Annotated in this window: 18 protein-coding genes and 1 pseudogene; 6 read left to right on the top strand and 13 right to left on the bottom strand. The window is 43.4% G+C overall.

Annotated elements, in window-relative coordinates; all coding sequences use genetic code 11:
* Window positions 1-253 precede the first annotated feature (253 nt).
* Both QQ041_RS08130 and QQ041_RS08125 read left to right on the top strand, forming a co-directional pair.
* Window positions 254-1036 carry a 2-keto-4-pentenoate hydratase gene (locus QQ041_RS08130; RefSeq protein WP_285953548.1) on the top strand — a complete coding sequence of 261 codons (783 nt, stop codon included), beginning with the start codon at window positions 254-256 and terminating at the stop codon, window positions 1034-1036.
* 236 nt (window positions 1037-1272) lie between these two features.
* Window positions 1273-2631, top strand: a complete 1359-nt coding sequence (locus QQ041_RS08125; protein WP_285953547.1) for a Na+/H+ antiporter NhaC family protein — start codon at window positions 1273-1275, stop codon at window positions 2629-2631.
* Window positions 2632-2721: 90 nt separating this feature from the next.
* Here QQ041_RS08125 and QQ041_RS08120 read toward each other — a convergent pair whose 3' ends face one another.
* On the bottom strand, window positions 2722-3285 hold the full coding sequence (locus QQ041_RS08120) for a cysteine hydrolase family protein (RefSeq protein WP_285953546.1): 564 nt from the start codon (window positions 3283-3285) through the stop codon (window positions 2722-2724).
* An 89-nt stretch (window positions 3286-3374) separates the two neighbouring features.
* On the opposite strand from QQ041_RS08120, the gene QQ041_RS08115 reads away from it, so the two are divergent.
* Window positions 3375-4331 (top strand): GlxA family transcriptional regulator, encoded by a 957-nt coding sequence (locus tag QQ041_RS08115; protein ID WP_285953545.1) that lies wholly within the window; start codon window positions 3375-3377, stop codon window positions 4329-4331.
* Between the two features lie 106 nt (window positions 4332-4437).
* Complete coding sequence (locus tag QQ041_RS08110; RefSeq protein ID WP_285953544.1) at window positions 4438-5496, top strand: AraC family transcriptional regulator; 1059 nt, start codon at window positions 4438-4440, stop codon at window positions 5494-5496.
* 30 nt (window positions 5497-5526) lie between these two features.
* On the opposite strand, the gene QQ041_RS08105 is transcribed toward QQ041_RS08110, so the two are convergent.
* The 3 genes from QQ041_RS08105 to QQ041_RS08095 all read right to left on the bottom strand — a co-directional run bounded on the left by QQ041_RS08105 (window position 5527) and on the right by QQ041_RS08095 (window position 8972).
* Window positions 5527-6543, bottom strand: a complete 1017-nt coding sequence (locus tag QQ041_RS08105; RefSeq protein WP_285953543.1) for a dienelactone hydrolase family protein — start codon at window positions 6541-6543, stop codon at window positions 5527-5529.
* 124 nt (window positions 6544-6667) lie between these two features.
* Entirely contained in the window at window positions 6668-7063 is a 396-nt protein-coding gene (locus QQ041_RS08100) for a hypothetical protein (RefSeq protein ID WP_146492718.1), read from the bottom strand.
* A 196-nt stretch (window positions 7064-7259) separates the two neighbouring features.
* Window positions 7260-8972: an RluA family pseudouridine synthase gene (locus tag QQ041_RS08095; protein WP_285953542.1), complete on the bottom strand. Its 1713-nt coding sequence runs from the start codon at window positions 8970-8972 to the stop codon at window positions 7260-7262.
* A 280-nt stretch (window positions 8973-9252) separates the two neighbouring features.
* On the opposite strand from QQ041_RS08095, the gene QQ041_RS08090 reads away from it, so the two are divergent.
* A complete protein-coding gene (locus QQ041_RS08090) occupies window positions 9253-9705 on the top strand; it encodes an NUDIX pyrophosphatase (RefSeq protein WP_146492720.1) in 453 nt (150 codons plus the stop codon).
* A gap of 76 nt (window positions 9706-9781) precedes the next feature.
* On the opposite strand, the gene QQ041_RS08085 is transcribed toward QQ041_RS08090, so the two are convergent.
* The 6 genes from QQ041_RS08085 to QQ041_RS08060 form a co-directional block, all read right to left on the bottom strand.
* Window positions 9782-10207 carry a bifunctional diaminohydroxyphosphoribosylaminopyrimidine deaminase/5-amino-6-(5-phosphoribosylamino)uracil reductase RibD gene (locus QQ041_RS08085; protein WP_285953541.1) on the bottom strand — a complete coding sequence of 142 codons (426 nt, stop codon included), beginning with the start codon at window positions 10205-10207 and terminating at the stop codon, window positions 9782-9784.
* A 159-nt stretch (window positions 10208-10366) separates the two neighbouring features.
* Window positions 10367-10921 (bottom strand): nucleotidyltransferase family protein, encoded by a 555-nt coding sequence (locus tag QQ041_RS08080; protein WP_285953540.1) that lies wholly within the window; start codon window positions 10919-10921, stop codon window positions 10367-10369.
* Complete coding sequence (locus QQ041_RS08075; RefSeq protein WP_146492723.1) at window positions 10921-11208, bottom strand: putative quinol monooxygenase; 288 nt, start codon at window positions 11206-11208, stop codon at window positions 10921-10923. The genes QQ041_RS08080 and QQ041_RS08075 overlap by 1 nt, the downstream gene beginning before the upstream one ends.
* A gap of 1024 nt (window positions 11209-12232) precedes the next feature.
* Window positions 12233-13090, bottom strand: a complete 858-nt coding sequence (locus QQ041_RS08070; RefSeq protein WP_285953539.1) for a hypothetical protein — start codon at window positions 13088-13090, stop codon at window positions 12233-12235.
* Window positions 13090-13944 (bottom strand): ABC transporter ATP-binding protein, encoded by an 855-nt coding sequence (locus tag QQ041_RS08065; protein ID WP_285953538.1) that lies wholly within the window; start codon window positions 13942-13944, stop codon window positions 13090-13092. Before QQ041_RS08065 ends, QQ041_RS08070 begins: the two co-directional genes overlap by 1 nt.
* Window positions 13941-14312, bottom strand: a complete 372-nt coding sequence (locus tag QQ041_RS08060; protein ID WP_285953537.1) for a GntR family transcriptional regulator — start codon at window positions 14310-14312, stop codon at window positions 13941-13943. The genes QQ041_RS08065 and QQ041_RS08060 overlap by 4 nt, the downstream gene beginning before the upstream one ends.
* A gap of 159 nt (window positions 14313-14471) precedes the next feature.
* Here QQ041_RS08060 and QQ041_RS08055 point away from each other — a divergent pair, with 159 nt between their 5' ends.
* Window positions 14472-17057 (top strand): EAL domain-containing protein, encoded by a 2586-nt coding sequence (locus QQ041_RS08055; protein WP_285953536.1) that lies wholly within the window; start codon window positions 14472-14474, stop codon window positions 17055-17057.
* Between the two features lie 21 nt (window positions 17058-17078).
* On the opposite strand, the pseudogene QQ041_RS08050 reads toward QQ041_RS08055, so the two are convergent.
* The 3 genes and pseudogenes from QQ041_RS08050 to QQ041_RS08040 all read right to left on the bottom strand — a co-directional run bounded on the left by QQ041_RS08050 (window position 17079) and on the right by QQ041_RS08040 (window position 22304).
* Window positions 17079-18823 (bottom strand): annotated as a pseudogene (locus tag QQ041_RS08050) (EAL domain-containing protein).
* Window positions 18824-19619: 796 nt separating this feature from the next.
* Window positions 19620-20099, bottom strand: a complete 480-nt coding sequence (locus tag QQ041_RS08045) for a type II secretion system protein (RefSeq protein ID WP_285953535.1) — start codon at window positions 20097-20099, stop codon at window positions 19620-19622.
* Window positions 20100-20348: 249 nt separating this feature from the next.
* Window positions 20349-22304 (bottom strand): bifunctional diguanylate cyclase/phosphodiesterase, encoded by a 1956-nt coding sequence (locus QQ041_RS08040; RefSeq protein ID WP_285953534.1) that lies wholly within the window; start codon window positions 22302-22304, stop codon window positions 20349-20351.
* Between the last annotated feature and the right edge of the window lie 22 nt (window positions 22305-22326).

Here is a 22326-nt window from a genome sequence, read left to right as displayed (position 1 = left end):
TAAGTATTGCTTAGCAATGATACATTTTAGCTCTCGGCTATATTTGGACATAAAAAGACCCCCAATAATTGGTGTCCAACTATTGGGGGTCAGTTCAAGGTGCTGGCTTTTCTTTTAATATATTGACTTAGCGGTATGTGTTCACTTGCGGGACATGTGACAATAGGCCTTGAACACTTTATGGTGCAACCATCGCATGAGTGATGCCATTGCCCAAGCCTATTTCTAATCGTTCTAAATTAAACGGTATATTATGACAAGTGTATTTGAGCAGGCGGCTAAAGAGTTATTAAGCCGTCGCACAGCGGGAACTAAAGCGCCAAGATTAATCGAACCATATCGCCCAGTCAGTTTAGATGATGCGTTAGCCATTCAAGAATCCATGATTGAAATTCGCGCAGATAGAGTGGGGGGCTGGAAGTGTCTGTTACCTCTTGCAGAAAACAAATTTATCGTAGCGCCTATTTTCGCTGACAACGCTCAGCAAGGTGAAGTTTGTGAACTGTTCGCAGATACAGGCTCAGTGCCAGGTAAAGAGGTAGCCCGAGTAGAACCAGAAATCGCTTTTGTACTGGCTAAGCCTTTGCCTGCGAACTCAAATGGTTACAGCGAAGCACAAATCAATGATGCCATTGGCTCCTGCCATATGGCACTTGAGTTAATTCAATCTCGCTTTGCTGATGACAGTGGTGCAGAGTTTTACGAAGTTTTAGCCGATTGCTTGGCAAACCAAGGTCTGTTTCTTGGTCCTGAAATAGAGAAAGATAAAGCGTTTGCTGCTGCCAAGGTCGAAGTGGCTATAACTCAAGCTGGAAAAGTTCAGGCATTTTCTGGTACTCACCCTAACGCATTAGCTCAAAATCCCGTTTACTGGTTGATCGATACCATGACCAAGCGTGGAGTCAGTTTTGAAGCGGGCGAGGCGATCATTACAGGGTCTTACTGTGGTGTTGTTGAGCTTGGCTTCGACGAGCTAACAACCGTTGCTTATGATGGTATCGGAGAGTACCAAGTGACTTTCACTCAAAAGCGCTAAGTTATTTACAAGCTCTATTGATTAAGAAAGCTGTTCTCTACAACCCTGCCTTGCGCACAGGTGATTGGTTCTCGAAAGGCTATTTACTGGTGAGTAAATAGCCTTTTCTATTATGTGATGTTCAATAGAGTTCGTATTACTTTGCATTATATTGGGCGTTTAGACGTCTAGACGTTGACAAGTCCTAAGTGTGACATTAGTCTGCTCTCCTTCCTGTTCTATAGTGTTGTCGTTCCATGTCCAATTCAAAAAATTCTAATGCGGTTATTGCTCCTTCGGCAGTGGCGCTTATCCCTCTGATTGTGTTCCTTGCGCTGTTTATTGGCGTAGGTACGTACCTGTCGTTGCAAGGTGTCGATTTTGCTTTCTATCAGCTTCCAGCTCCGATTGCGGCTTTACCTGCGGTGATGTTGGCGCTGTTGTTGAGCAAAGATAAATTGAACCGTGCTATCGAACAGTTCTTGAGTGGAGTAGGTCACAAAGACATTATCGCAATGTGTATGATCTACCTATTGGCAGGTGCTTTTGCAGCCGTTGCTAAAGCTTCTGGTGGTGTGGATGCGACGGTAAACCTTGGTTTGTCGGCGATCCCGACGAGCATGATACTACCGGGTATCTTCCTAATTTCTGCTTTCATCGCAACAGCAATGGGTACTTCGATGGGCACCATCGCGGCGGTAGCGCCTGTTGCACTGGGCATTGCGGATTCTGCTGGCATGAGCATTCCACTGACAGCGGGTGTTGTTTTAAGTGGCGCAATGTTTGGTGACAACCTTTCTATCATCTCTGATACCACGATTGCTGCAACACGCTCGCAAGGCTGTGAGATGAGAGATAAGTTTAAAGAGAACATCCGTATTGCACTTCCTGCTGCACTGATCGCGATTGTTATCTTTGCTTTTAACAGCACTGCAACTCAAGTGCCTGAAACGGGTCCTATTGAGTGGCTTAAAGTACTGCCTTACATCACTATCCTGATTCTTGCGGTATCAGGTATGAATGTGTTCGTTGTGCTAACAATCGGTATCTTATTGGCGGGTGGCGTTAGCTTAGGTTCAGTCGAGAACTACGGTTTAACGGATTACGCGCAAGACATCTATGCAGGCTTTGGCAACATGCAGGAAATTTTCTTATTGTCGATGCTGATTGGTGGTTTGAGTGAACTGATGCGTCGCCAAGGCGGTCTGGCATTCTTGACTAACTTAGTCAGTAGCATGATTCGTGCATTTGGCTCTTCACACTCTAAGCAAGCGAATGGCCGCGCAAGTGAACTGGGTATTGCTGGTTTGGTGTCTATGGTTAACATGTGCACGGCAAATAACACAGTAGCGATTATTGTTTCAGGTAGTGTGGCTCGCCAATTAGCGGAAGAGAACGATGTATCTCCGCGCCGTTCGGCAAGCTTATTGGATATCTTCTCTTGTGTGATTCAAGGCGTGTTGCCTTACGGTGCGCAGGTATTGCTATTAGGTTCTGTGTTCAACCTATCGCCGCTAGAGATTGTCTCTAACTCGTACTACTGTTTTGCACTTGCTATCGTGGCTGTTGTTGCTGTGTTTATCAAACACCCAGCACGCCAAGTGGCTCAAGCTTAGTAAAAATAGATTTTAATGAGAAGGCGCCGTAATCGGCGCCTTTTTTGTATCTACAAGAATTGTTCAGAAGCTGGCTTTTGATTTTGAGCTTTATTTAAGCAGGCTCTCAAGCTCGTTTGCTGTCGCGACATTGCAATAACCAAAGCTCAGTGCAGCCATGAATGCGGCGTGGACATGCGCTGCTGGAACCTTAACGCCATTGAACTCTATGTCTAAGGTTGTGCAAGCATCATGCGCTACGTGGCACTCATAGCCTAAATCGGTTGCTGCGCGGGTCACTGCGTCAATACACATGTGGCTCATCGCGCCAACAATGATCAACCTTTCAACGCCTTGTTCCTTCAATACTTTGTCCAGTTCTGTATCTCTAAAGCTATTTATTTGATGCTTTACGATGACTGGCTCACCTTCTCGCGGAGTCACGCTGCTGTGGATTTGAGCACCGTCTGATTCTGGCAAGAAGAACGGAGCATCATTCGTCGGAAACTCATGACGTACATGAACCACAGGAAGTTGCTTGTCTCTGAAAGCTGATAATAACTGTGCACCTTTTTCGGCTGCTTTTTCTGTTTCAGATAGCGGCCATTTTGCACCTTCGTATGAAGGGAAATAGTCATTTTGAAAGTCGATAAGTAGTAGGGCTGTGTTCTTCATAGTCTATACCTTTGTATTTAGTGTGTTGCGGTGTAGGGATATTATGACTACCCTGTGTTTTTTAACGCACGTCAAAAATGACAGACTATATGGCAATAGTGACAAAATCAGTGAAGGTCGAAATCATCGATTACCCAGGGTCTCTGCAGAGCGCTGTGTTTGGAGTAAAAGAGTTCCTTCAGATGGCGAACAGCCTTGATTCTGGCAATAAAGCGGTTCAGTTTCAGGTTGAGATTAAGCCTTATGGCGACTTATCGGTTTCATCGGCTAATTCAGGTGAAGAGTCTAAAGCCGATATCATTTTATTACCGCCCAACCTAGATGGCAGTTACTACCTAGACCGTGATGAGAGGCTAACGGATTACCTGATTGACTCTCATCAAAAGGGTTCAATATTGTGCTCAGCGTGCGCAGGCGTGTTCATTCTTGCTCAAACAGGATTGTTGGAAGGGCGAACCGTCACAACGCACTGGCAAGCTCAACAGTTGTTTTCGGAGCTACATACTGGAATCGAAGTGGATATCGATAAAATCCTGATCGATGACGATGACATCATTACTGCTGGTGGTTTGATGTCGTGGATGGATTTGGCTCTGTTTATCCTGACTAAATACACGACGCCGACCAATACGCGTAATTTGGGTAAGTATCTGGTGTTGGATACGGGGTTGAGAGAGCAGCGCTACTACCAAAGTTTTGTGCCTAACTACGCTCATGGGAATGACAAGATTGTCTCTGTGCAGCGCTTTATTCAAAAGAATCACCACCTTCCTTTGACGCTTGATCAATTGGCGGAGGAAGCCTTCATGACGCGAAGAACCTTTATCCGACAATTTACCAAAGCGACGACCTTGACTCCGATTAACTATATTCAACATGTGCGTGTTCAAAGCGCGTGCGAGCTACTGGAAAGTTCTCACAAACCAGTAGAACAAATCAGCTACTTAGTTGGGTATGAAGACGTTAACAGCTTCCGAAAAGTCTTTATGAAAATCATTGGTTTAACACCATCAAGGTTTCGAGCTAGATTTTTATCAGAGGAATGATTTACCATAGATTGATATTCAATATATATCACTGGTTCGCTCAGTGACTTCGCTAATGAAGTGCTGAAGGGGAAGTGACCTTTTCTCGAACCTAAACGGACTGTTGATGCTTGCCATTCCTTTACCATTTGTCGCGGCGCTGTTGTTATTGATGACAGGTGGGCTGCTTCGATGCCGTTACCCACAAACCAGTCAAAAGCCATTTTGGTTTATCATTCTGTGCGCGTTGATGGTGACGGTAGTGGGCCTTCGGTGGACGTTTGATATTGCGTTGTTTCGCTTCTTACAACCCATTTTTGGTGCCTGTGTTCCTGTGGCGGCTTGGTTATGCTTTGCAGGAGCTCATCGAAGTCAATCCAGTACACATTTGCATTGGCTAGGCCCGATTGCTGTTTTAGTTGGCTCACTTTTCTATGCGCATCTCTGGGCGGGAACTCTTGATGTATTGCTGATCTTTCTCTATCTCGGGTATGGTAGTTTGCTGCTGAAGTCGTCGCTGCAAGTGCCGGAACAAGTGCGGCTGACCGATGTATCGAAAGTGCTGGCTGCTGAAAGAGTTGCAGGTGTAATGCTACTATTTTCCGCCTTAGTCGACGGTGTGCTCTTTTACGATATCTTGCTGTTGGATGCGCAGCACACCCACCTGATTTTATCGCTAAGCTACCTTGTCCTTATTCCCGCCATTGTGTCCGCTGTGATGGTGGTCAGTATGAGCACGCCTGACGAAGAAAAAACCAAGCAGGTTCAGGATTTATCTTCCATGTCACAACGCTCTCCAGAAGAAGTCGACACATCGACTACACTAGCGAGCAGCCTAGATGAAGACCAAGCAGAAGAAACCGCGCAGATCATGGTTAAGTTCGATGCATTAATGAGGGAGCATCAATTATTTAAGGATCCTGATCTGTCTCTCAATCGCTTGGCACGAAAGCTAGGCATCCCAGCTCGCAAGATATCGTCAGCGGTTAACCAAACTCATAATGAGAACATTTCGAAGGTGATCAACGCTTATCGAATTGAGTATGCCAAGACTCTATTGAAGCAAAGTGATGACACGATAACCGATATCTTCCTCAATTCAGGTTTTCAAACCAAGTCCAATTTCAATCGAGAGTTTTCAAGGATTACTGGGCAAACTCCGAGTGAGTTTCGAAGCTCGCCATAAGTGTTAGATTGAGTTTGTTTACTTCTAAGTTTATCGATTCAGGAAGCCAATAATGTCATTCAATATCAATTGATGTAGCTCACCGCGTGAAGATCCTAAGCCGTCTTTACAAATAATGCCATCGCCCGGTACTTCCTCTTCAAGTATTACTTCGGCTCCTGATTTACATGGTTGAATGAAACTGAAATGAGTGGCGTTTTCGTAGACTTTGTATTGTCTCGAACTAAGAGGAATATGCTCTGCCATGTAGCCAGACTCTAATGCCTGAGGTAAGTCGCCAATATCAATCCCAGCCGCCAGTATTAAGATTGGCACTTTAATGTCATTTAGGCTGCCGACTGAAAAGCTGCGTGAAAGCCCCAGATCAAGGCTAACTACACGTTGAATTCGAGGATCTGAAAGGTCTTTTTGGTTTGGTTCTTCAGCTTGGACTTTGTCTAGCCCTAGCTCTTCAGCAAGCCCACAAGTTCGTGGGTTAGGGTATATGAGACAATTGGCCTCAAAGGTTGGTCTATCGATTTTCGCTCCTGCCAATTGCATCACTGTCCAGCCTCCTAATGAATGTCCGATTGCAGTGATATTGTTGGCGTTAACAGATTGCTTCCATAGCACTTCGCTTAACAGGTAATCGAGAGTTCGTGTGATATCTCGCGGTCTTTCCCACCATTTCGCTGCTTGCTTTGGGGATTGGTCAAAAGATGCTGTTCCCGGATGATTGACTGAGGCGACTATGTATCCGAGATGTGCAAGTTCGGTCGCCAACCAATTCTGGTTTCGCCAGTTACCACGATAACCATGCGATATGAGGACAACGGGAAACTTACCTGATTGGATCTTGGCATTTTTGATGACTCTCGTGCCTATAAAGGCTGGGTTATCGCCAATCAAGGACGTGTTTGATTCATCTTGTGTGGGATACCAAATGGCAGTGTTGAGGGGGCGAATAGGGTCGTCTGTTAAGGTTATCTGGGTGAATCCGACATCGGAAGCGATTGATGAAGCGCAAAGGAAAAGTAGGGGTGTGAACAGTAAATGTATCCATTTCATGGTTTAACTCCAATTGAGGTAATTGGAGTCAATATGCGCTCAAGTCAGTGAGGGCGAGACCTCAAACACGATCGAGGACGCCCTAGATCGTGTTTCAGTACCAAAATTAACGACTTGGCTCTAGTCACCTTCTTCTAGGGCGTTTCTCTACCAAGCCGTTTCTTTCTAAGCCGCGTCTTACGCTGCTGCATAGCTTGCCAAAACGACGCAGTTCTTCGAAGTTTGGTCCTTGTCCCATTGAAATGCTGTGCTCCCAGTACATCAATTCTGTGTCGACCATCTCTAGCAATTTCTTAGAGCAACCTGAGCAATTTCCTTTTGGTCCACAAATGAATGTCTCTGACTCATAGAGCGGGAGTTCATTTTTAACTTCTTCGATGAGACTCAGCATTGCCGAATTCAGATCCGGTTTTTTCGTTGTGATTGGCTTTAAGTTTGTTGGTGTTCGTGTTGGTATTGGCGCAGTAGCCAAAGAAGATGTTTGTGTATTGGAATGCAGATTCAAAGCAGCTGATGACATATCAAAGGCCTCAAGGAAAGGTGAAGAGGGGCATCCTACACCTCAAAATGAAGTGAACCTTGATGTAGTGCAATAAGCGTGGAGATATATCCGAAAGAGTTAGGCAAAACGAGGGCGTGAAATGCGGGGAAATGGGAGAAGAGGAGCCACAAATGGTGTGACTCCTTTCATTAAGACTCGTTATTGATGAGAATCTTTAGAACTCTGCTTCAAATTGGAATTCCATCCACTCTTTAGTAATTGGGTGGTGTAGAGCAAGTCGTTCTGCATGTAGGTGAAGACGGTCAGCTTTGTTGCCATATAGGCCATCACCTACGATTGGCATATGGAGCCCTTCTTCGTGTGAACAGTGAACTCGTAATTGGTGTGTGCGTCCTGTTTTAGGGTGTAGGTAAACCTTGGTGGTTTCTTGATTGCGTTCAATCACTTCCCATTTAGTTTCTGCAGGCTTTCCGTGTTCGAAACAGACAATCTGACGAGGGCGATCGTACAAATCACCACGCAGCGGTAATCGAACATAACCTTCATCTTCAGCCAGAACACCTTCAATCATAGCTACGTATCGCTTCTCGACTTCACGAGTAATAAACTGCTTCTGCAAGCTTTTGTTCGCACGTCGAGTAAGGGCAAATATCAGAATGCCAGAGGTCGCCATGTCTAAGCGGTGTATAACGAATGGCCCTTCAACATCAGGATGCATTTCTTGAACGCGAGTGTAGGCCGAGTCTTTGATGGTTTTTCCCGGTACGGATAGAAAACCAGCTGGCTTATGAACCACGACAATGTGTTCATCTTGGAACAGAATATCGAGCTCTTTGCCTTCAGCAGGGTTCTCTAATAGTGGGTTTGGATCCACTTCAAGGCCCTTCATCATGTGGCCAAGGATTGGTACACATTTGCTTTGACAAGAAGCGTAGTATTTTTTGTGTTTGCGAATTTCCGATTTCGGAGAACGGCCCCACCAAAATTCCGCCAGTGCCAGTGGCGTATAGCCATTCAGATACGCATATTGCAGAAGCTTTGGCGCAGCACATTCGCCAGAACCTGCTGGTGGAATCTTGTTTGGCGTATTTTCAAAGATCTGGTTAAGGTCTTCGACATTGCCTTCCGCATTTTGGAAAGCGTATTGTGAAAACAGTTTGTGTTGAAGCTGATGAGATATATGTGCTCTTTGCTCTTTGAGTTCAGCTAATTGAGTCGTAAACACGTCAACTTTGCCCTGAAGCTCATTCAGAGTTTGTTCCCAGTTGAGCTTAAGGTACTTCTGCTGATTCTTGTCGGCAACACTGGCTTTGTTTAGCTCGTTATTTAGTTGTTCGAAAGCTTGCTCATCAAGGTTTTCTTTACCTTGTTCACGTTGTTCTTTACGTGTTTTTCGGCCTTCAATAATCAACAAACGTTGCGCTTCGATCTCTTGCTCTGCCTGTGCTTTCTGCTGTGCTAACTGCTCACACAATTCGAGATATTCAGCGCTGACTTGCAGCGCTTTAAATTTCGCATTCACAGCCATCATGTCAGCCGTGTCTTGATGGAAAAAGCTGTCGCTGCTCAACATATCAAATACCGGTGGCACAAAATGGGGCAGCAGGTTTTGGTCGGCGATTTTCCCAGAGAAAGCAGAGAAGTAACCCAGATCACCTTCTGGGCTTCTTACTAACAACACACCAAACATTTTGCCGCGACCAGAGTCAGAATCTAGCCCGAAGTCATGCTGCCAATCAGTTTGAGCTTCTAGATATTGTTGAAGCTGTTGAGAGGCGATCTCACACAATGGGTGCGGTTCATAGTAGAACGGGAAGGTGAAACGTTCAGGCAACGAATATGACTCGATCGACTGTTGAAAACGAGTGAAGCAATGCTCAGGTGTATGGCTGTTTTCTGAGTCGTGCGTTGGTTTTGATGAGTGCATATAGTCGTCTTACTTGATGGTGATAAATGGCTATGAGTCTACTGTGTTTTGAGAGCTTAAATACAGTATAAGGTAGGCGATTCTACTCTTTATCTAAAAGCGCCTCAAATAAGAAATCGCACCGTCGTTTGATACAGTAAATTCGATTGTCCGCATAAGGTTGGAGTGCTTGGGGAGGAATACAAATTAATGATTAGTATCTCGTTTTCCATCATCAAGGACTACTTACTGATGGAAGGGTGCTAGGCTTGCTCGCTTCGTGTTCTAAAAAGGTAACGTTATGATTCCACTCAATACTTCGATTGTGGCTGGTGTCGCTCTTTCTGAGATCGACGGACAGACGAAAATGCTATTAATGAAGCGCGTAAAGGGCGGCTATTGGTGCCATGTTGCAGGCTCGATTGAAGCGGATGAAACTGGTTGGCAGGCAATCGTACGTGAATTTGAAGAAGAAACTAAAATCGAAGCGAAAGAACTGTATAACGCTCAATTTTTGGAGCAGTTCTACGAGGCGAACGTCAATGTTATTCAACTTATCCCGATATTTGCTGTGCTTTGCCCGCCAGACCAAGCGGTAGAATTAAACCATGAACACACTGAGTATCGATGGTGCAGTTTAGAGGAAGCGAAAGCGTTAGCGCCATTCCCTAACCAACATGCGGTGTATGATCATATCTGGGCATACTTTGTTGATACGCCAGCTAACCCACTTTATCGAGTAGACGTGGGTTAGTCTCGGTTGACTGGATGTTGAGTAACGAGTACTCAATAATCCTAGTGTAATAGCTAAACTCCACAGATACTGAGCACTAAGACTTACCAAGGTATGGGGTTAAAAAGGCACTCGCTTGTGCTTGGCATAGCCCCACATCGACTTTGACACCATGAGATTCCAGTATTGCTACACCACGACCATTATTACGAGGGTCTGGGTCTAGCATCGCCACCACTACGTGTTTCACACCGGCTTTAACCAATGTATTGGCGCAAGCGGGAGTTCTGCCGACAAATGAACATGGCTCTAAAGTTACGTAAGCGGTAACCCCTTCCATTGCTCCATCATAGCTATTGAGCGCTTCGACCTCGGCGTGGTTTCCGCCGACTTTTTGCGTGTACCCAACAGATACCACCTTATCGTTCTTTACCAAAACGCAGCCTACTGGCGGGTTTGGTTGGCAATCAGGTAAGGCTTGGCGCGAAGCTTCGAGTGCTTGCAGCATGTATTGTTGGTTCATGGTCGTTACTCAGTATGACGAGAGAGCGTAGCAGCTAGTCGCCACGCGCGGTTGATGAGTTACTAACTTACTTACTAAGCTAATAAGCTAACAAGTGGGGCATGTTCGATCTGATTGGGATTTTAGTCAATGGTTTTAGCGTTTGAATTCGACTGCTAGTTAACGGTGACTAATCGTTAACTTGGGCCACTGGATCAGCCAGTCCTTGGATTGTACTCTTTGATCAAAGATCTCTCGGCTACGCTTTGGGTTGGGTGTGATTTGCAAATCAAACAAACTTTCTAAGCCAAAAGCAGAAATACACTCAATTTCTCCGGCTAGCTTTTGTTTGATAGCAACTGCAGTCTCTTTTTCTGGCCAAAAACTCATTGCTTCTAATGAGCTTTGGTAAGGCTTATCCCCATTTCTGATGTGCATGCAGGCTTGATTACGAACTTGCCAATTCAGTTCGGGTAAGCGTTGTTTAAGCAGATCCTCGTATCGAAGAGTCGATTCGTAAGAGGTATCAATGGGATCAAAGTAGATCACATCAATATCATTGAGTGGAGTCGGGGAGGCATAATCATGCAGGTGATCCCAAGCGAGGTTTCTCACAAAGCCCGCAGCAACATAGCACTGCGGTAAATCCAGCTGAGCGACACAGTCTAAAACCTGCATTCGTAAGGGATCTTGTTTGATCAATGTGACGATGCGGTTGGCTAGTGGATGTATCATTATGATGTCGGAACGTCGGAGACTTGGTAATGACGGGTCACGTTTTTGGAGATTTCACCCCATTCAGAGGCTTTTACTCGCTGTTGGTGGGATTCAAATGCTTCTCGGCTAGTGAATTCTTCATACACTTCAAAGCGATTAGGTTGAAGCGTGCTTTGACTGACTCGAAACACGATACAACCAGGTTCTTCCAGTGTCAGTTCTTTGTGCACAACTAAGGCTTGTGTCACTGCTTCTAGATCGTTGTCTAGCACCAGAATATGCCCTTGCAGAATTACTTTACTCATTATTACGTCCATTTAATTGTATTCATTACGGCTTTTTTCTATCAAAAGCTCTATCCGTTACAAACATAATCCCATTTTGATGTTGTGACGTATAGACTAATGTGGTGACTATTTGTTCACATTGAATTTGGTTTTAGTTACGCTGTAACTTTGGGGGTGGTATTAGCAATAAAAGATAAGACGTTGGAACTAAATCCGCGTTGGTCCGGTCTATTAAATTAGTATCATTGAACTGTATTGATACTGAAATGAATTTGTCATCTGAGAGAACTAACCTTAATTTTGAACAGAGGCTTATAGGATTGAATTGAGCCATAGTTGATATCTAGGTCATACTTTGATGTAAATGGTACTCAAAACTCTATATATTTTGTGATTTGTATCATTGAACTGGGCATCAAACACCGTTAGATTCGAATGGTTGGCAATAAAAATAGCTCATGAAGAGCAGTTAAAGAAAAGGAAATATCCCTTATGAAAAAAATGAGAAGAGCACAGCTTCATCGCGTTCGCATCCAATACTGGAAAGACACAGCGAAAGAAGCTTCAAAGAAATAAGCTTTATATCGATAACTGAAAAGCGAAAGAGCTTGAAGTTAAAATGATGAATTAAAAGCTTATAAGCAGAACTGATTACAAGATCTGTAAACGCAACAAACCGATTTCAATAGCACTCTCAAGGACCTTCATCTGGTCGGCGACTAAAGAAATCATCCCCCAAAGAGCTGGCAGGCATTAACAATAATGCAATTCAATGTCAGCTCATTAATACCTCCTAGTTTATCTTTACCTCATTCAGCATCCTGAACCAAAACCAAAACCAAAACCAAAACCAAAACCAAAACCAACCACCAATCCGTACCTTTGCCTCTATCACCAAAACCGTTGTTAGGGTTTAAAGTGCCTAACAATAAACAGCAGCCAATAAAAAAGCTCCTGATTTCTCAGAAGCTTTGATTTAGATTTTGATATCTGATGAGGCTAGCCGCTCAGGGCTCAGGGCTCAGGTTCAGAATAAGTGACTCTAGCGTTGGAACAGCGTCTTCAAGCTCACATCATCAGTTCTGTTTAACTTAAGGCTCAGTAGGTAACCACCAATACCGAGCAGTACGTAAATACTTAGCGACAGAATAGAGACTTCTGAAAGCGCACTGAATGGATTGCTGGTCGTCAGCACTTTCATCGGCAACGATACGATGACAGAAAAGAAATCATTGATACCATAGAATCCGAATAGCGCGATAGCCAACCACTTAATCGCAAAGCTTGAGATGAAAATAACAAGCAGCGGAGAGTTAACCAGTTGCGAAATCGCCAGAGTAACCGTTGCTAATGGCAATAGAACTAACGCAACCAGCAGCATTCGACCAAAGAAAACCACCCAATTGGTTAGCACATAGAATAGCGATTGTTGCTCGACTATCAGTGCTAATTGTTGTTCGCTTGAAATGTTCAGAATCCAAAACAGAGAATCAGCGAACAGAACCAACAGAGCGCAGATAGCGGGAATCACCACTAAACCGAAACCTAGCTTCACACCGTGAGTCATGGCATTCGATACTGGCATACTTCTCCAAAACATTGAGCTGCCTTCTTGGCGCTCTTTACGCAGCGTTTTAGGGATATAAAGCGTCGAAAGCAGCAGTGAAATCAAGCCTGCGCCAAAGTAGATCACTGAGTTAAGATCTTGTGCGAACTCTCTGTGGATGTCGCTCACGTCGCCGTTGACTTCCATTTGGAAGAAAAACTCGTGTTGTGCCTGACCACTAAAGAACAAGCTAACGAACAGCAAGAAGCCACACAACCCGACAAACAGAGGCAATCGAGTGTTGATTTTGTGCTCGATAAGCTCTTTTTCTAGCATGTAAAAACTTGGATGCATTATGCCTTCTCCGTCTGTGTTGCAAGGAATAGGTCCGCGAGACCCACGTTGTAGATGTTACCCAATGACTCAACTTGCGCTTTGTATTGGCCTTCCAGTAACCACTTGGTAGTTCCCAGCCCAGGCTGTGAGGTCAGTGGGTTGAGACTTTGGATCTCGCTTGAATGGTTGTTTGCGACATCGATAATGAAATAGTCGTTCTCGATGTCTTCCATGCTCTTTTGCAACACACAGTGGCCTTGTTTCAGAATCAACACGTCCGTTAGTAGGTGTTCAATCTCTGAAACCTCATGGCTAGCGATGATCATCGCGCGTTCGCCGTCATGGAACCACTCTAGTAGGTGACGATAAAAAGTATCGCGGTAGAGTAGATCAAGACCCAGCGTTGGCTCATCTAAGATCAACACCTGTGTGTCGGTTGCAATGATGATCGCAAGGTGAAGTTGTACCTTCATCCCTTTAGAAAGCTGCTTAATCGTTGAAGAGAGCTTAATGTTAGTGCTGCTTAACGTCTGTTCGGCTTTTTGCTTGTTGAAGCTTGGGTGTACACCTTGGGTATAGCGAAGCAGTTGTTTCACTGTCATCCACTCTGGTAACACGTTTACATCTGAAATGTACGATAAGTGCTGCATGAGTTCTGCGTGCTGGTGGATAGGATGGTAACCATTCACCTCAATCTCACCTTGATAGTTATGCCCACCAAGCAGTGATTTGATCAGTGTCGATTTACCCGCGCCATTGTGGCCAAGCAGCCCAAGCACTTGTCCCGGCTTTAACTCAAAGCTGATGTTCTCAACACCCACTTGGTTTGAATAAGTTTTGGTTACGTTTTTCACTGAAAGTAAAGTACTCATGACTTGTCCTTTATATGTTGTTCTAGCTGTTTCACGAGTTCTTCGACACTCATATCAATGATGCCTAGCGTCTCAGCGATGGCTGGGATCTGTGTGTTAATGAAAGTTTGGTGTGCCGACTCTTTCAACTTTTGAAGTGCACCTTCCGCCACATACATGCCTTGGCCGCGTTTTTTCTCTACTAGGCCTTCATCAACCAGTAACTGATAGCTTTTCATGACTGTAAGGTGGTTGATCTTGAGATCGGCGGCAACCGTACGCACAGAGGGCAATGCTTGTAGCTCTAGCCAAACACCTTGAAGAATTTGGTCACTGATCTTTGCGGCAAGTTGCCTAAAGATCGGTTGGTCGTCTTTCCATTCGGTCATAATTAAAACTGCATGGTGATATACATGTGTATAACACTATCCTTTTTTACGAGATAGACAAGCTTTTTCTATAAATTAAATGAATGTTATCTTTTATGGTTGGCTGTTCAGTAAAATAATGACATTATATAGAACTCTGTTCTGCTCTGTTGTGTTTATATGTTGCATATTAATGACAAAAAGTTGGTCTGGTTTACCAAATATTTGCCGATCACCATCATCATCTTTTCTGCAATCGTCTTGAATGTGGCGATGTTTACCAGCGTAGATCAGAAGGTCAAGGCATTGGTAGACCTCATCAGAACAGACTACATCTCTGCTCAAAAGGACTCTATTGAGGCGCAAGTACTGCAAGTATCGCAACAGATAAAGCACACTCAGCGCCTTGTTGAAATCGAGGTAAAAAAGCGCATTACACGTCGACTGGATAGAGCCTATACCGCTGCACAGAATATCTACTCCTCGAATCAACACCTGCCGGAAGAAGAGCTTAAATTGCTCATTTTTAATGAAATCAGAAAGCTGAGCTACGCGGACAAAAAAGACTACATTTACGCCTACGATATGCAGGGTACAGTGCTGGTTCACCCTCGCGATCCAGAGCTAGAAAATACAAATCAACTTGAAACGACTGATAGCCGTGGTGTGGCGGTCATCAAACAACAAATAGCGCTTCTTAAGCAGAATAATGGTGCTTATTCCCGCTATTTTGTGCCTCGTCCCGGCTTTGATGGGCAAGACTTTGAAAAGCCACACATCGGCAATACGCACTTCGAAAAACTCAGTTACATTCGTCGGTTCGAACCATTTGATTGGTATTTCGGCACTGGTATTTCTCTCGATGATGTTAAACGAGTCAGTTACCAAAGAATTCTCGATATATTGTCGAAGATAACGGTCGGTGATAATGGATACTTGTTCGTTTTTGAACAGAATGGTGACAGCTTACTTCACGCACACCAAATCCATATTGGGCAAGATCTTAATGTTTACGATGACCTTGGAAACAACTTCAAGCAAGACGTTTTAGCGCAAGCTGAGTCTGGCGGGTTTGTTAACTACATCACCGTTGATAAACAGGGTTTTATCGGTCCCAAAAGTAGCTACGTCAAAAAGGTAGGTGATTGGGGGTGGATAGTGGGTACTGGCGTGTACTTGAATAATGTTAATGCTTCCATTGAACACAGAAAAGACCAACTACTCTCGGAATCTCGTAATGAATTTGGGCTAATTCTTATCTTGAGTGTGCTGGCTACCTTGGTCTGTATTTTTATCAGCGTTCTAGTGAGCAGACGAATATCGCTGCGCTTTGATCAAATGGAGCAGAGAATTTCCGACGACTTCAATCGAATCCAAAATAGCCGCCGTCGTTTGCAACATATGGCAAGACACGATTCTTTGACCGCTCTCCCTAATCGCTCTGAACTTGAAGTGCAAGTGAACCGAGCCATCGCTCATTCGAAACTTGAAGGCAAGCTGGTGGCGTTAGTCTTTGTTGACTTAGATAACTTTAAACGCATCAATGACCAATATGGCCACGCAAGCGGAGATGAGCTGCTGAAGCAGATAGGTTCGCGATTTGAACAAATCTTAGGGACTAACGATATCGTTTCACGCTTTGGGGGTGATGAGTTTGTCTTCTGTCTGCCGGGAGTTTACGATCTTGTGGAAGCGGAACAGAAAGTCCAACAAATCCAAGATGTATTCCAATCGCTATTTAATATTCAGGGTACTTCGGTCTCTATCCAGTGTTCGGCTGGCGTGTCGATGTATCCCTATGACGGGACTGAGGTAGAAGAACTGCTAACCAAAGCCGACATTGTGTTGTACAAGGCTAAAGAATTGAATAAAGGCGAAGCAATTTTCTATGACGATGTGATCAATCGAAAAGTGAAGTACGAATTTTCGGTGGAAGAGCAGCTTAGAACTGCGTTAGAGAGGGGCGAATTCAATGTACTATATCAACCTCAAGTGGATTCTCATACTGAGCAGCTAAAAGGCGTTGAGGCATTGTGTCGTTGGAACAACGGCTTACTTGGTTTTGTGTCTCCGTTGGACTTCATTCCTGCGGCAGAGCGGTTTGGTAAGATTCATGAAATTGGAGAGTTTGTACTAAAGAAAGCATGTGAAGACACCTTAAACTTGATGCCAAACGGACCTGAGGCGGTAGGAGTTTCTGTAAACGTGTCACCTAAGCAAGTTTTCGAACTTGGTTTCGATGATAAGGTCATTCGCCTCGTCGAAGAGGTGGGTATAGCTCCTTGCCGAGTGACGCTAGAGGTGACCGAAAACATTCTCATCAAAGATCTGCACATTGTCGAGCCGGTACTGAGAAGGCTTAGAGAATATGGATTTGGCATCTCGCTCGATGACTTTGGTACCGGATTTTCATCACTGAACTACCTGAATACCCTGCCGATCACAGAGATAAAGATAGACCGCTCTTTTATTGGAAAATTGAATTCCAGTCAGCACAGTGAAACCTTGGTTAAAGCTATCATCGATATTGGTGCATCGTGCCAGATGAAAGTGGTCGCAGAAGGCGTTGAAACCCCAGAACAGATGGCGAAGTTACAGCAATACCACTGTGATTTACTACAAGGTTATTACTTTGATAAGCCGCTCTCTGCCCAAGGGTTAGTTGACGCGTACTTTCCTGCGAAGCTTGAAGACTGCGTTCGATCTAAGATTAGAGCTACGCCATATCCATACGACGCAGCAGGGCCAACAGGTGCTGAGCCATAGACGTTTGATATTATTATTAAGTTACCCGTCGGTTGTGCTTTGAGGTCTGCTATACAGATAACCTTGATGTAAGTTGTAGCCCAACTGACACAAAATATATTGTTGCCTACGTGTCTCGACACCTTCATAAATCATCGTGATGTTTGATAAGCGTCCAATTTCCGAGATATTAAGCAATACACCCTGATGGTGCTCTCCTGACTCGATATCCTTAACAAAACAGCGATCCAGTTTTAAATAGGTGGGAGATATAACATTGATGATTTCGATGTTGTTATTGCCCGTACCAAAGTCATCCAGTGCGATGGTGATACCAAGCTTTTTGACATCCTTAATGTTATCGATAACCTCACATCCATAGCCAATGTTTGAATACTCGGTAATCTCGACGACAAATTCATTCGCTTCCATCATGACTAAATGCTCTTTTAATTTGGCAAAGTTAGAGCCGACCAAGGCACTCGGGCATACATTGACACCATAGATTTCATGGCTGTTGTTTAATTTAGTTCTTCTTACCGTTTCGATGATCAAAATAGTATGAAAGGTAAGTAAATTGGAGCGTCTCATCGTGTTGATGAAGCTCAAAACGCCAACGTTACGAACTCTCGATAGCAACTCGTAATATAGAACGCTGTTATCTTCGGTGTTGATGATGGGTTCTTCTTCGAAGGAGATGTTTTTCCAACGAAACATGTATATGACGAAGCCAAGAATGTAGGAGCGATAAAGTAGAGTGGCGAGAATCAGAGAAAGTGCAGCCCACAGTGCAACAATATCGTCACTGTAGAAGGTGATGGTTGCGCCGGTTGGCAGTGATGCTTGATAGATAGCTTTGCTTTCTTCTCCTAGATTAAGAATGTAATAACCATTCTTCTGGATAGAGACTGAATCGACTAACAGAGGCAATAATGAGTTATTGTATCGAGCTTCAATAGAGCGCTTAGAAATTCGCACAGTAAGGTCAATGTCGCGCTTGGTATCTGCAAAACGTGAATAAGCAAAATCGGCACTATCATAAAAGTCATCAACTTGATCAAGGTCTACTATTTTCGAGCGCGTCTTGGATATATAACATGAACCGCGAGACGTCGTCATAATGACAGAATCAAGGTTGAGTGAGTGCCTTAGCGAGTGTACGGCCCCTCCGTTATTGCAACTGTAGTCCATGATTTCTTGCGCAATATGTTTGGTGTTTTCGCTGTATTCATCTGCAATCTTCGTCGTATAAAGGATTTGGAAAAAGTAGACAACGAAGAGGCAAAATGAAGAGATGGTGAGCACGGCTATCAGAGCCTTAATCAGTTCTCGATGATAAGTCTTGAACATCAGTTTTAACACCTCTATCTGACTGGGCTTGAATCGGTTGATGTCGTATTTCGGTGCGATACTGTTTGTAGAGCTTTTGTCGAGATCGATGAAGTAACCCACCTTATAAAGGTTAGAGATAAGTTCGCTGTTATTATCGATCTTCGCTTTTTTACATAAATTCCGATACTTTTTTCTTATTGAAGCGATAATGTTCTTTAATGCGTATAAGCTGAACTCTTCATCAAAATGTAATTTAAAAGATTCTTCAACGTCTCTCGCAGATTGAGGGTTAGATATTGATGAGTGTTCAATAAGATATTTGAAAACAAAACTCTCTTTACTATTGAGACTTTCCTCTGATATCTTATTGCTGTCGTTTTTATATATATTTTTTCTTCATTGTAGATCAGTTGCAAGCTCTCATTATTGTTATTTATATTGAAAGAACAGTGCATGGCTCAACTCCTAAGCGATAGTTATTATATTGGCGTGATGGCTGGGATTTTCATTCAACACAAGAGTTCGATCTAAATAATATAACCAAAATGTCACCATTTTCTCTCAAGATGTTGATATTAATCGCAGAATTTGGGCTTGAATGAAAAGTTATGGAGATGTTCACCCAAAAGTTGAATTTATAAATGAAAGCCAATTATTTACAAGGGCTAGGGGGGATTTATCCATTTGTTTTGGTATTTATCCATTCCACAGCTCCTATGTGGTAGGTTTAATTACAAGGTTTAGAGGTTTCTAATGTAGCTTTTGGTGGTATTCATTCAGTTTATTGATGTGTAAGATTTATCATAAATTTTCAGGATAAAATTAAAATATGTCAATTTATGTGATTGTTAATATGATCTAATTTATATGTAATTTTGGTTGTATAAATAATGTGACAAGATGATATAGTCGATGATTTTATTTTTGTCGTGTGTTTTATTCTTATTTTTATAATGAAGAGTTAAGGAGGGAGGTGTTAGATAGCGCAAGGAATCTATTTATACTTATCTATTTATGAAAGGTATTTAATGAAAACACTGTTAACACTTATATCAAACATGCACCCACGTAGAAATTTACAGACTAATTATAAAGAATTAAGTTTGTGTTATACCTTGGGCAGTGCTTAAAGACGTAAATAGTAACAAAGTAGTGTTATTTTTGAGCAAATGTTAGCGTAACCACATGATATTCAAAGATCTGTTGCGGTGGCTTTGTGTTAACTATAGAAAGCGTACAATACGTGAGTATTTAACATGCACCATCAAGTACGACGATCTGAGGTTCTTTTTCTGGTTGATAAAGTACCTGACAAAAATTTCCTTCAGGTGAATAGGTGTAGTTATCTGCGTCAAAAGAGATAGCGGCCACTCTCTCAGCATTGCTGTCAGGAACCACTTCTTTATTGATTACATGGAGCTCTGTTTTGTCGATATTGAGCAGTCTTCTTAGTGAATCAACATAGGCTATCGGATAGCCATGGCAGACGTAGTAGGTTTCAATTTCCGTCTTCTCAACATAGTTGCACTCACCCTCGACACCTGCAATCGTAGACTTAGCGTAAATCATATCGATACCAGTACGTAAGTTACCTGCCACATCGTGTATTTTACTCGCACGGGCGCTCCCCTGAACGTCTAAGAACTTGACCATAGCCGTAGAAGACAAGATCGCTAGAATCGATACTGCGATGATAAGTTCTAAGAGAGTGAAGCCGTTTTGTCTGCTCATATTTACCGGTTATGTGATTTAATAAAGGGATCGCTTGAGGGTAATCGAAATACCAAAGTCATTACAGAAGGTAGGTATATCTGCTATATAGTTTATGGATTGCCTCACTAATTAATTGTTATAAAAAACAACCGCTTGTTGTTGTTTTTTCATTATTTTGTGTTGTGTAAGCATACGTAAGCGTTCATATTGCGCCACTCTGCTGATTACGGAGTGTTCTAAAACTTGACCTTATTGATAAGTAATATTTTAAATATCGATGAATCGACCCGTTAAAAATTGGCTTTCTACTTCATTTGATGGGATGGGCTTGCTAAATAGAAACCCCTGCAAATACTGGTATCCGCAATCGATTAAGAATGCTTTTTGCACTTCTGTTTCGACACCCTCAGCTACCACTTTAAGCCCCAATTTGTCGCAAATAGCATGGGTAGCTTGAACAATTGCTTTGCTCCCTTTATGCGAACCATGGACAAAGCTTTTATCGAGTTTGACTGTGCTAATTGGCAGATCATGCAACATCGAGAGCGACGAGTAGCCTGTACCAAAGTCATCAAGGTGAAGCTCTACCCCCAACTTGGAGATATCGTTTAACGCTTGTCTGACTTCACCGTGCTTGAAGATCATTGAGGACTCGGTAATTTCAAGGGCAACACTTTGAGACTGGATATTGTAGAACTCAAGCATTGCCGATAATTGCTCGGCAAAGGACGCGTGCATCTGAATGCTTGAGATATTGATGCTCATCATTAATTCGCTATCAAACTCTCGTTGCCAAATCGATAACTGTTTAAGTGCCGAGTTAAGAACCCATTTCCCGAGCGGTACAATCTGACCGGTTTCTTCCGCCAAGGTAATAAACTCATCAGGCCCGATGTTACCCAGCTCTTTGTCCGACCATCGAAGTAGCGCTTCGAAGCCCTTCACCTTATCACTGTTGGTGTTCATGATCGGTTGGTAATGAAGATTGAGATCATCGTTTTCTAGTGCGCGTGTGAGTCGATGGCGGATTTCTACCTTACGGTGAAGAGTTTGTGCCAAGCAAGGAGTAAAAGTTTGGAAACGATTTCGACCATTGGCTTTAGCAATATGCATCGCCATACCTGCTTGCTTAAGCAGTGATTCTTGATCGACGGCATTATCAGGGAAATGTGCGGTACCGATGCTACAACCAACAGACAAGGTACCAATGCCTTTGATATGAAAACTCCGGTTCAAGGCATCAATAATACGAGTGCAAAGCAGAGGGATGTTTTTATTTCGACAGGTATGAGCAATAACAATGAATTCGTCGCCCCCAAATCGACCGATCATGCACGTTTCATCAACCAACTGTTTAAGACGCTCGCCAACTTGTTTGAGTAGTTGATCACCGACACTGTGTCCATAAGTGTCATTGACCAATTTGAAGCCGTCAAGATCAACAAACATCAACTCAAAGGGCGAGCGATAGGCAATGCTGGTTTCTAGAAGATTAGTTATTCCACGACGATTATAAAGCTCAGTTAAACAGTCGTGCTCTGCGTTGTATCTGGCTTTGAGTAGCTTCTCTTTCTGTTTGGTTGTACAGGTGAGGTTTAACAGCAGCTCGCTTTTATCAAATAGCCACTTTCCTTGAACGTCAAAGTGATGGGTTTTGTTATCTATTTGACAGCTGACTTCTTCTAGAATTTCACGACCTTTACGTGCGGCAAACAACCACTGTGCAGCGGTCTCTTCGCTAGAAACAAAGTCGGATAGCGTGCCAAACGGTGAACCATAGTTTTGATAAAATGCGGAGTTAGCACTCACTACGTTTCCAGTCCTATCAAACAAAAGGGAAAGGTTTACGCCATCTGAGCAAGTTAGGTCGTGCTTTAAGCTGCCTTCTTCAGCAATGACTTGCACCAACATTCCTGTCCGACCATCGGGCAATGGGATTCCAGAAAATAGACACAATGCACGCTTAGAGATGTAGTTTGGGGTGAAGTTCCACCAAATCTTGATGCTTTCGTTACGTAGAAATTGCCTTTGGTATTCTTCCAAGGTCGCTTCTATTGCCTTTGACATCTCTATACTAAAGTCGCGCGACGTCAGCTCAAACATAGATTCTGACTCCCAAAGAGGGAGGGCGCTGCTATTTGCCCAAGTTATTCTCTTATTATCAATGTCATATATCCAAATAGGACACTTTAGATGCTCGAAGGGTTGATAACTGGTCATCATATTGAACTCGGTGAACTGATGT

It is taken from the genome of Vibrio sp. TMPB1044 (assembly GCF_030442075.1).
GTDB classification, from domain to species: Bacteria; Pseudomonadota; Gammaproteobacteria; order Enterobacterales; family Vibrionaceae; genus Vibrio; species Vibrio satsumensis.
Note: the sequence above shows the minus strand (reverse complement) of the source record. Positions and strands in the feature narration are given on the sequence as shown.

What these genes read in the sequence shown, in the direction of transcription:
- QQ041_RS08130 (WP_285953548.1), top strand. Translation starts at nt 254, where the DNA reads ATGACAAGTGTATTTGAGCAGGCGGCTAAAGAGTTATTAAGCCGTCGC.
- QQ041_RS08125 (WP_285953547.1), top strand. Translation starts at nt 1,273, where the DNA reads ATGTCCAATTCAAAAAATTCTAATGCGGTTATTGCTCCTTCGGCAGTG.
- QQ041_RS08120 (WP_285953546.1), bottom strand. Translation starts at nt 3,285, where the DNA reads ATGAAGAACACAGCCCTACTACTTATCGACTTTCAAAATGACTATTTC.
- QQ041_RS08115 (WP_285953545.1), top strand. Translation starts at nt 3,375, where the DNA reads ATGGCAATAGTGACAAAATCAGTGAAGGTCGAAATCATCGATTACCCA.
- QQ041_RS08110 (WP_285953544.1), top strand. Translation starts at nt 4,438, where the DNA reads ATGCTTGCCATTCCTTTACCATTTGTCGCGGCGCTGTTGTTATTGATG.
- QQ041_RS08105 (WP_285953543.1), bottom strand. Translation starts at nt 6,543, where the DNA reads ATGAAATGGATACATTTACTGTTCACACCCCTACTTTTCCTTTGCGCT.
- QQ041_RS08100 (WP_146492718.1), bottom strand. Translation starts at nt 7,063, where the DNA reads ATGTCATCAGCTGCTTTGAATCTGCATTCCAATACACAAACATCTTCT.
- QQ041_RS08095 (WP_285953542.1), bottom strand. Translation starts at nt 8,972, where the DNA reads ATGCACTCATCAAAACCAACGCACGACTCAGAAAACAGCCATACACCT.
- QQ041_RS08090 (WP_146492720.1), top strand. Translation starts at nt 9,253, where the DNA reads ATGATTCCACTCAATACTTCGATTGTGGCTGGTGTCGCTCTTTCTGAG.
- QQ041_RS08085 (WP_285953541.1), bottom strand. Translation starts at nt 10,207, where the DNA reads ATGAACCAACAATACATGCTGCAAGCACTCGAAGCTTCGCGCCAAGCC.
- QQ041_RS08080 (WP_285953540.1), bottom strand. Translation starts at nt 10,921, where the DNA reads ATGATACATCCACTAGCCAACCGCATCGTCACATTGATCAAACAAGAT.
- QQ041_RS08075 (WP_146492723.1), bottom strand. Translation starts at nt 11,208, where the DNA reads ATGAGTAAAGTAATTCTGCAAGGGCATATTCTGGTGCTAGACAACGAT.
- QQ041_RS08070 (WP_285953539.1), bottom strand. Translation starts at nt 13,090, where the DNA reads ATGCATCCAAGTTTTTACATGCTAGAAAAAGAGCTTATCGAGCACAAA.
- QQ041_RS08065 (WP_285953538.1), bottom strand. Translation starts at nt 13,944, where the DNA reads ATGAGTACTTTACTTTCAGTGAAAAACGTAACCAAAACTTATTCAAAC.
- QQ041_RS08060 (WP_285953537.1), bottom strand. Translation starts at nt 14,312, where the DNA reads ATGACCGAATGGAAAGACGACCAACCGATCTTTAGGCAACTTGCCGCA.
- QQ041_RS08055 (WP_285953536.1), top strand. Translation starts at nt 14,472, where the DNA reads ATGTTGCATATTAATGACAAAAAGTTGGTCTGGTTTACCAAATATTTG.
- QQ041_RS08045 (WP_285953535.1), bottom strand. Translation starts at nt 20,099, where the DNA reads ATGAGCAGACAAAACGGCTTCACTCTCTTAGAACTTATCATCGCAGTA.
- QQ041_RS08040 (WP_285953534.1), bottom strand. Translation starts at nt 22,304, where the DNA reads ATGATGACCAGTTATCAACCCTTCGAGCATCTAAAGTGTCCTATTTGG.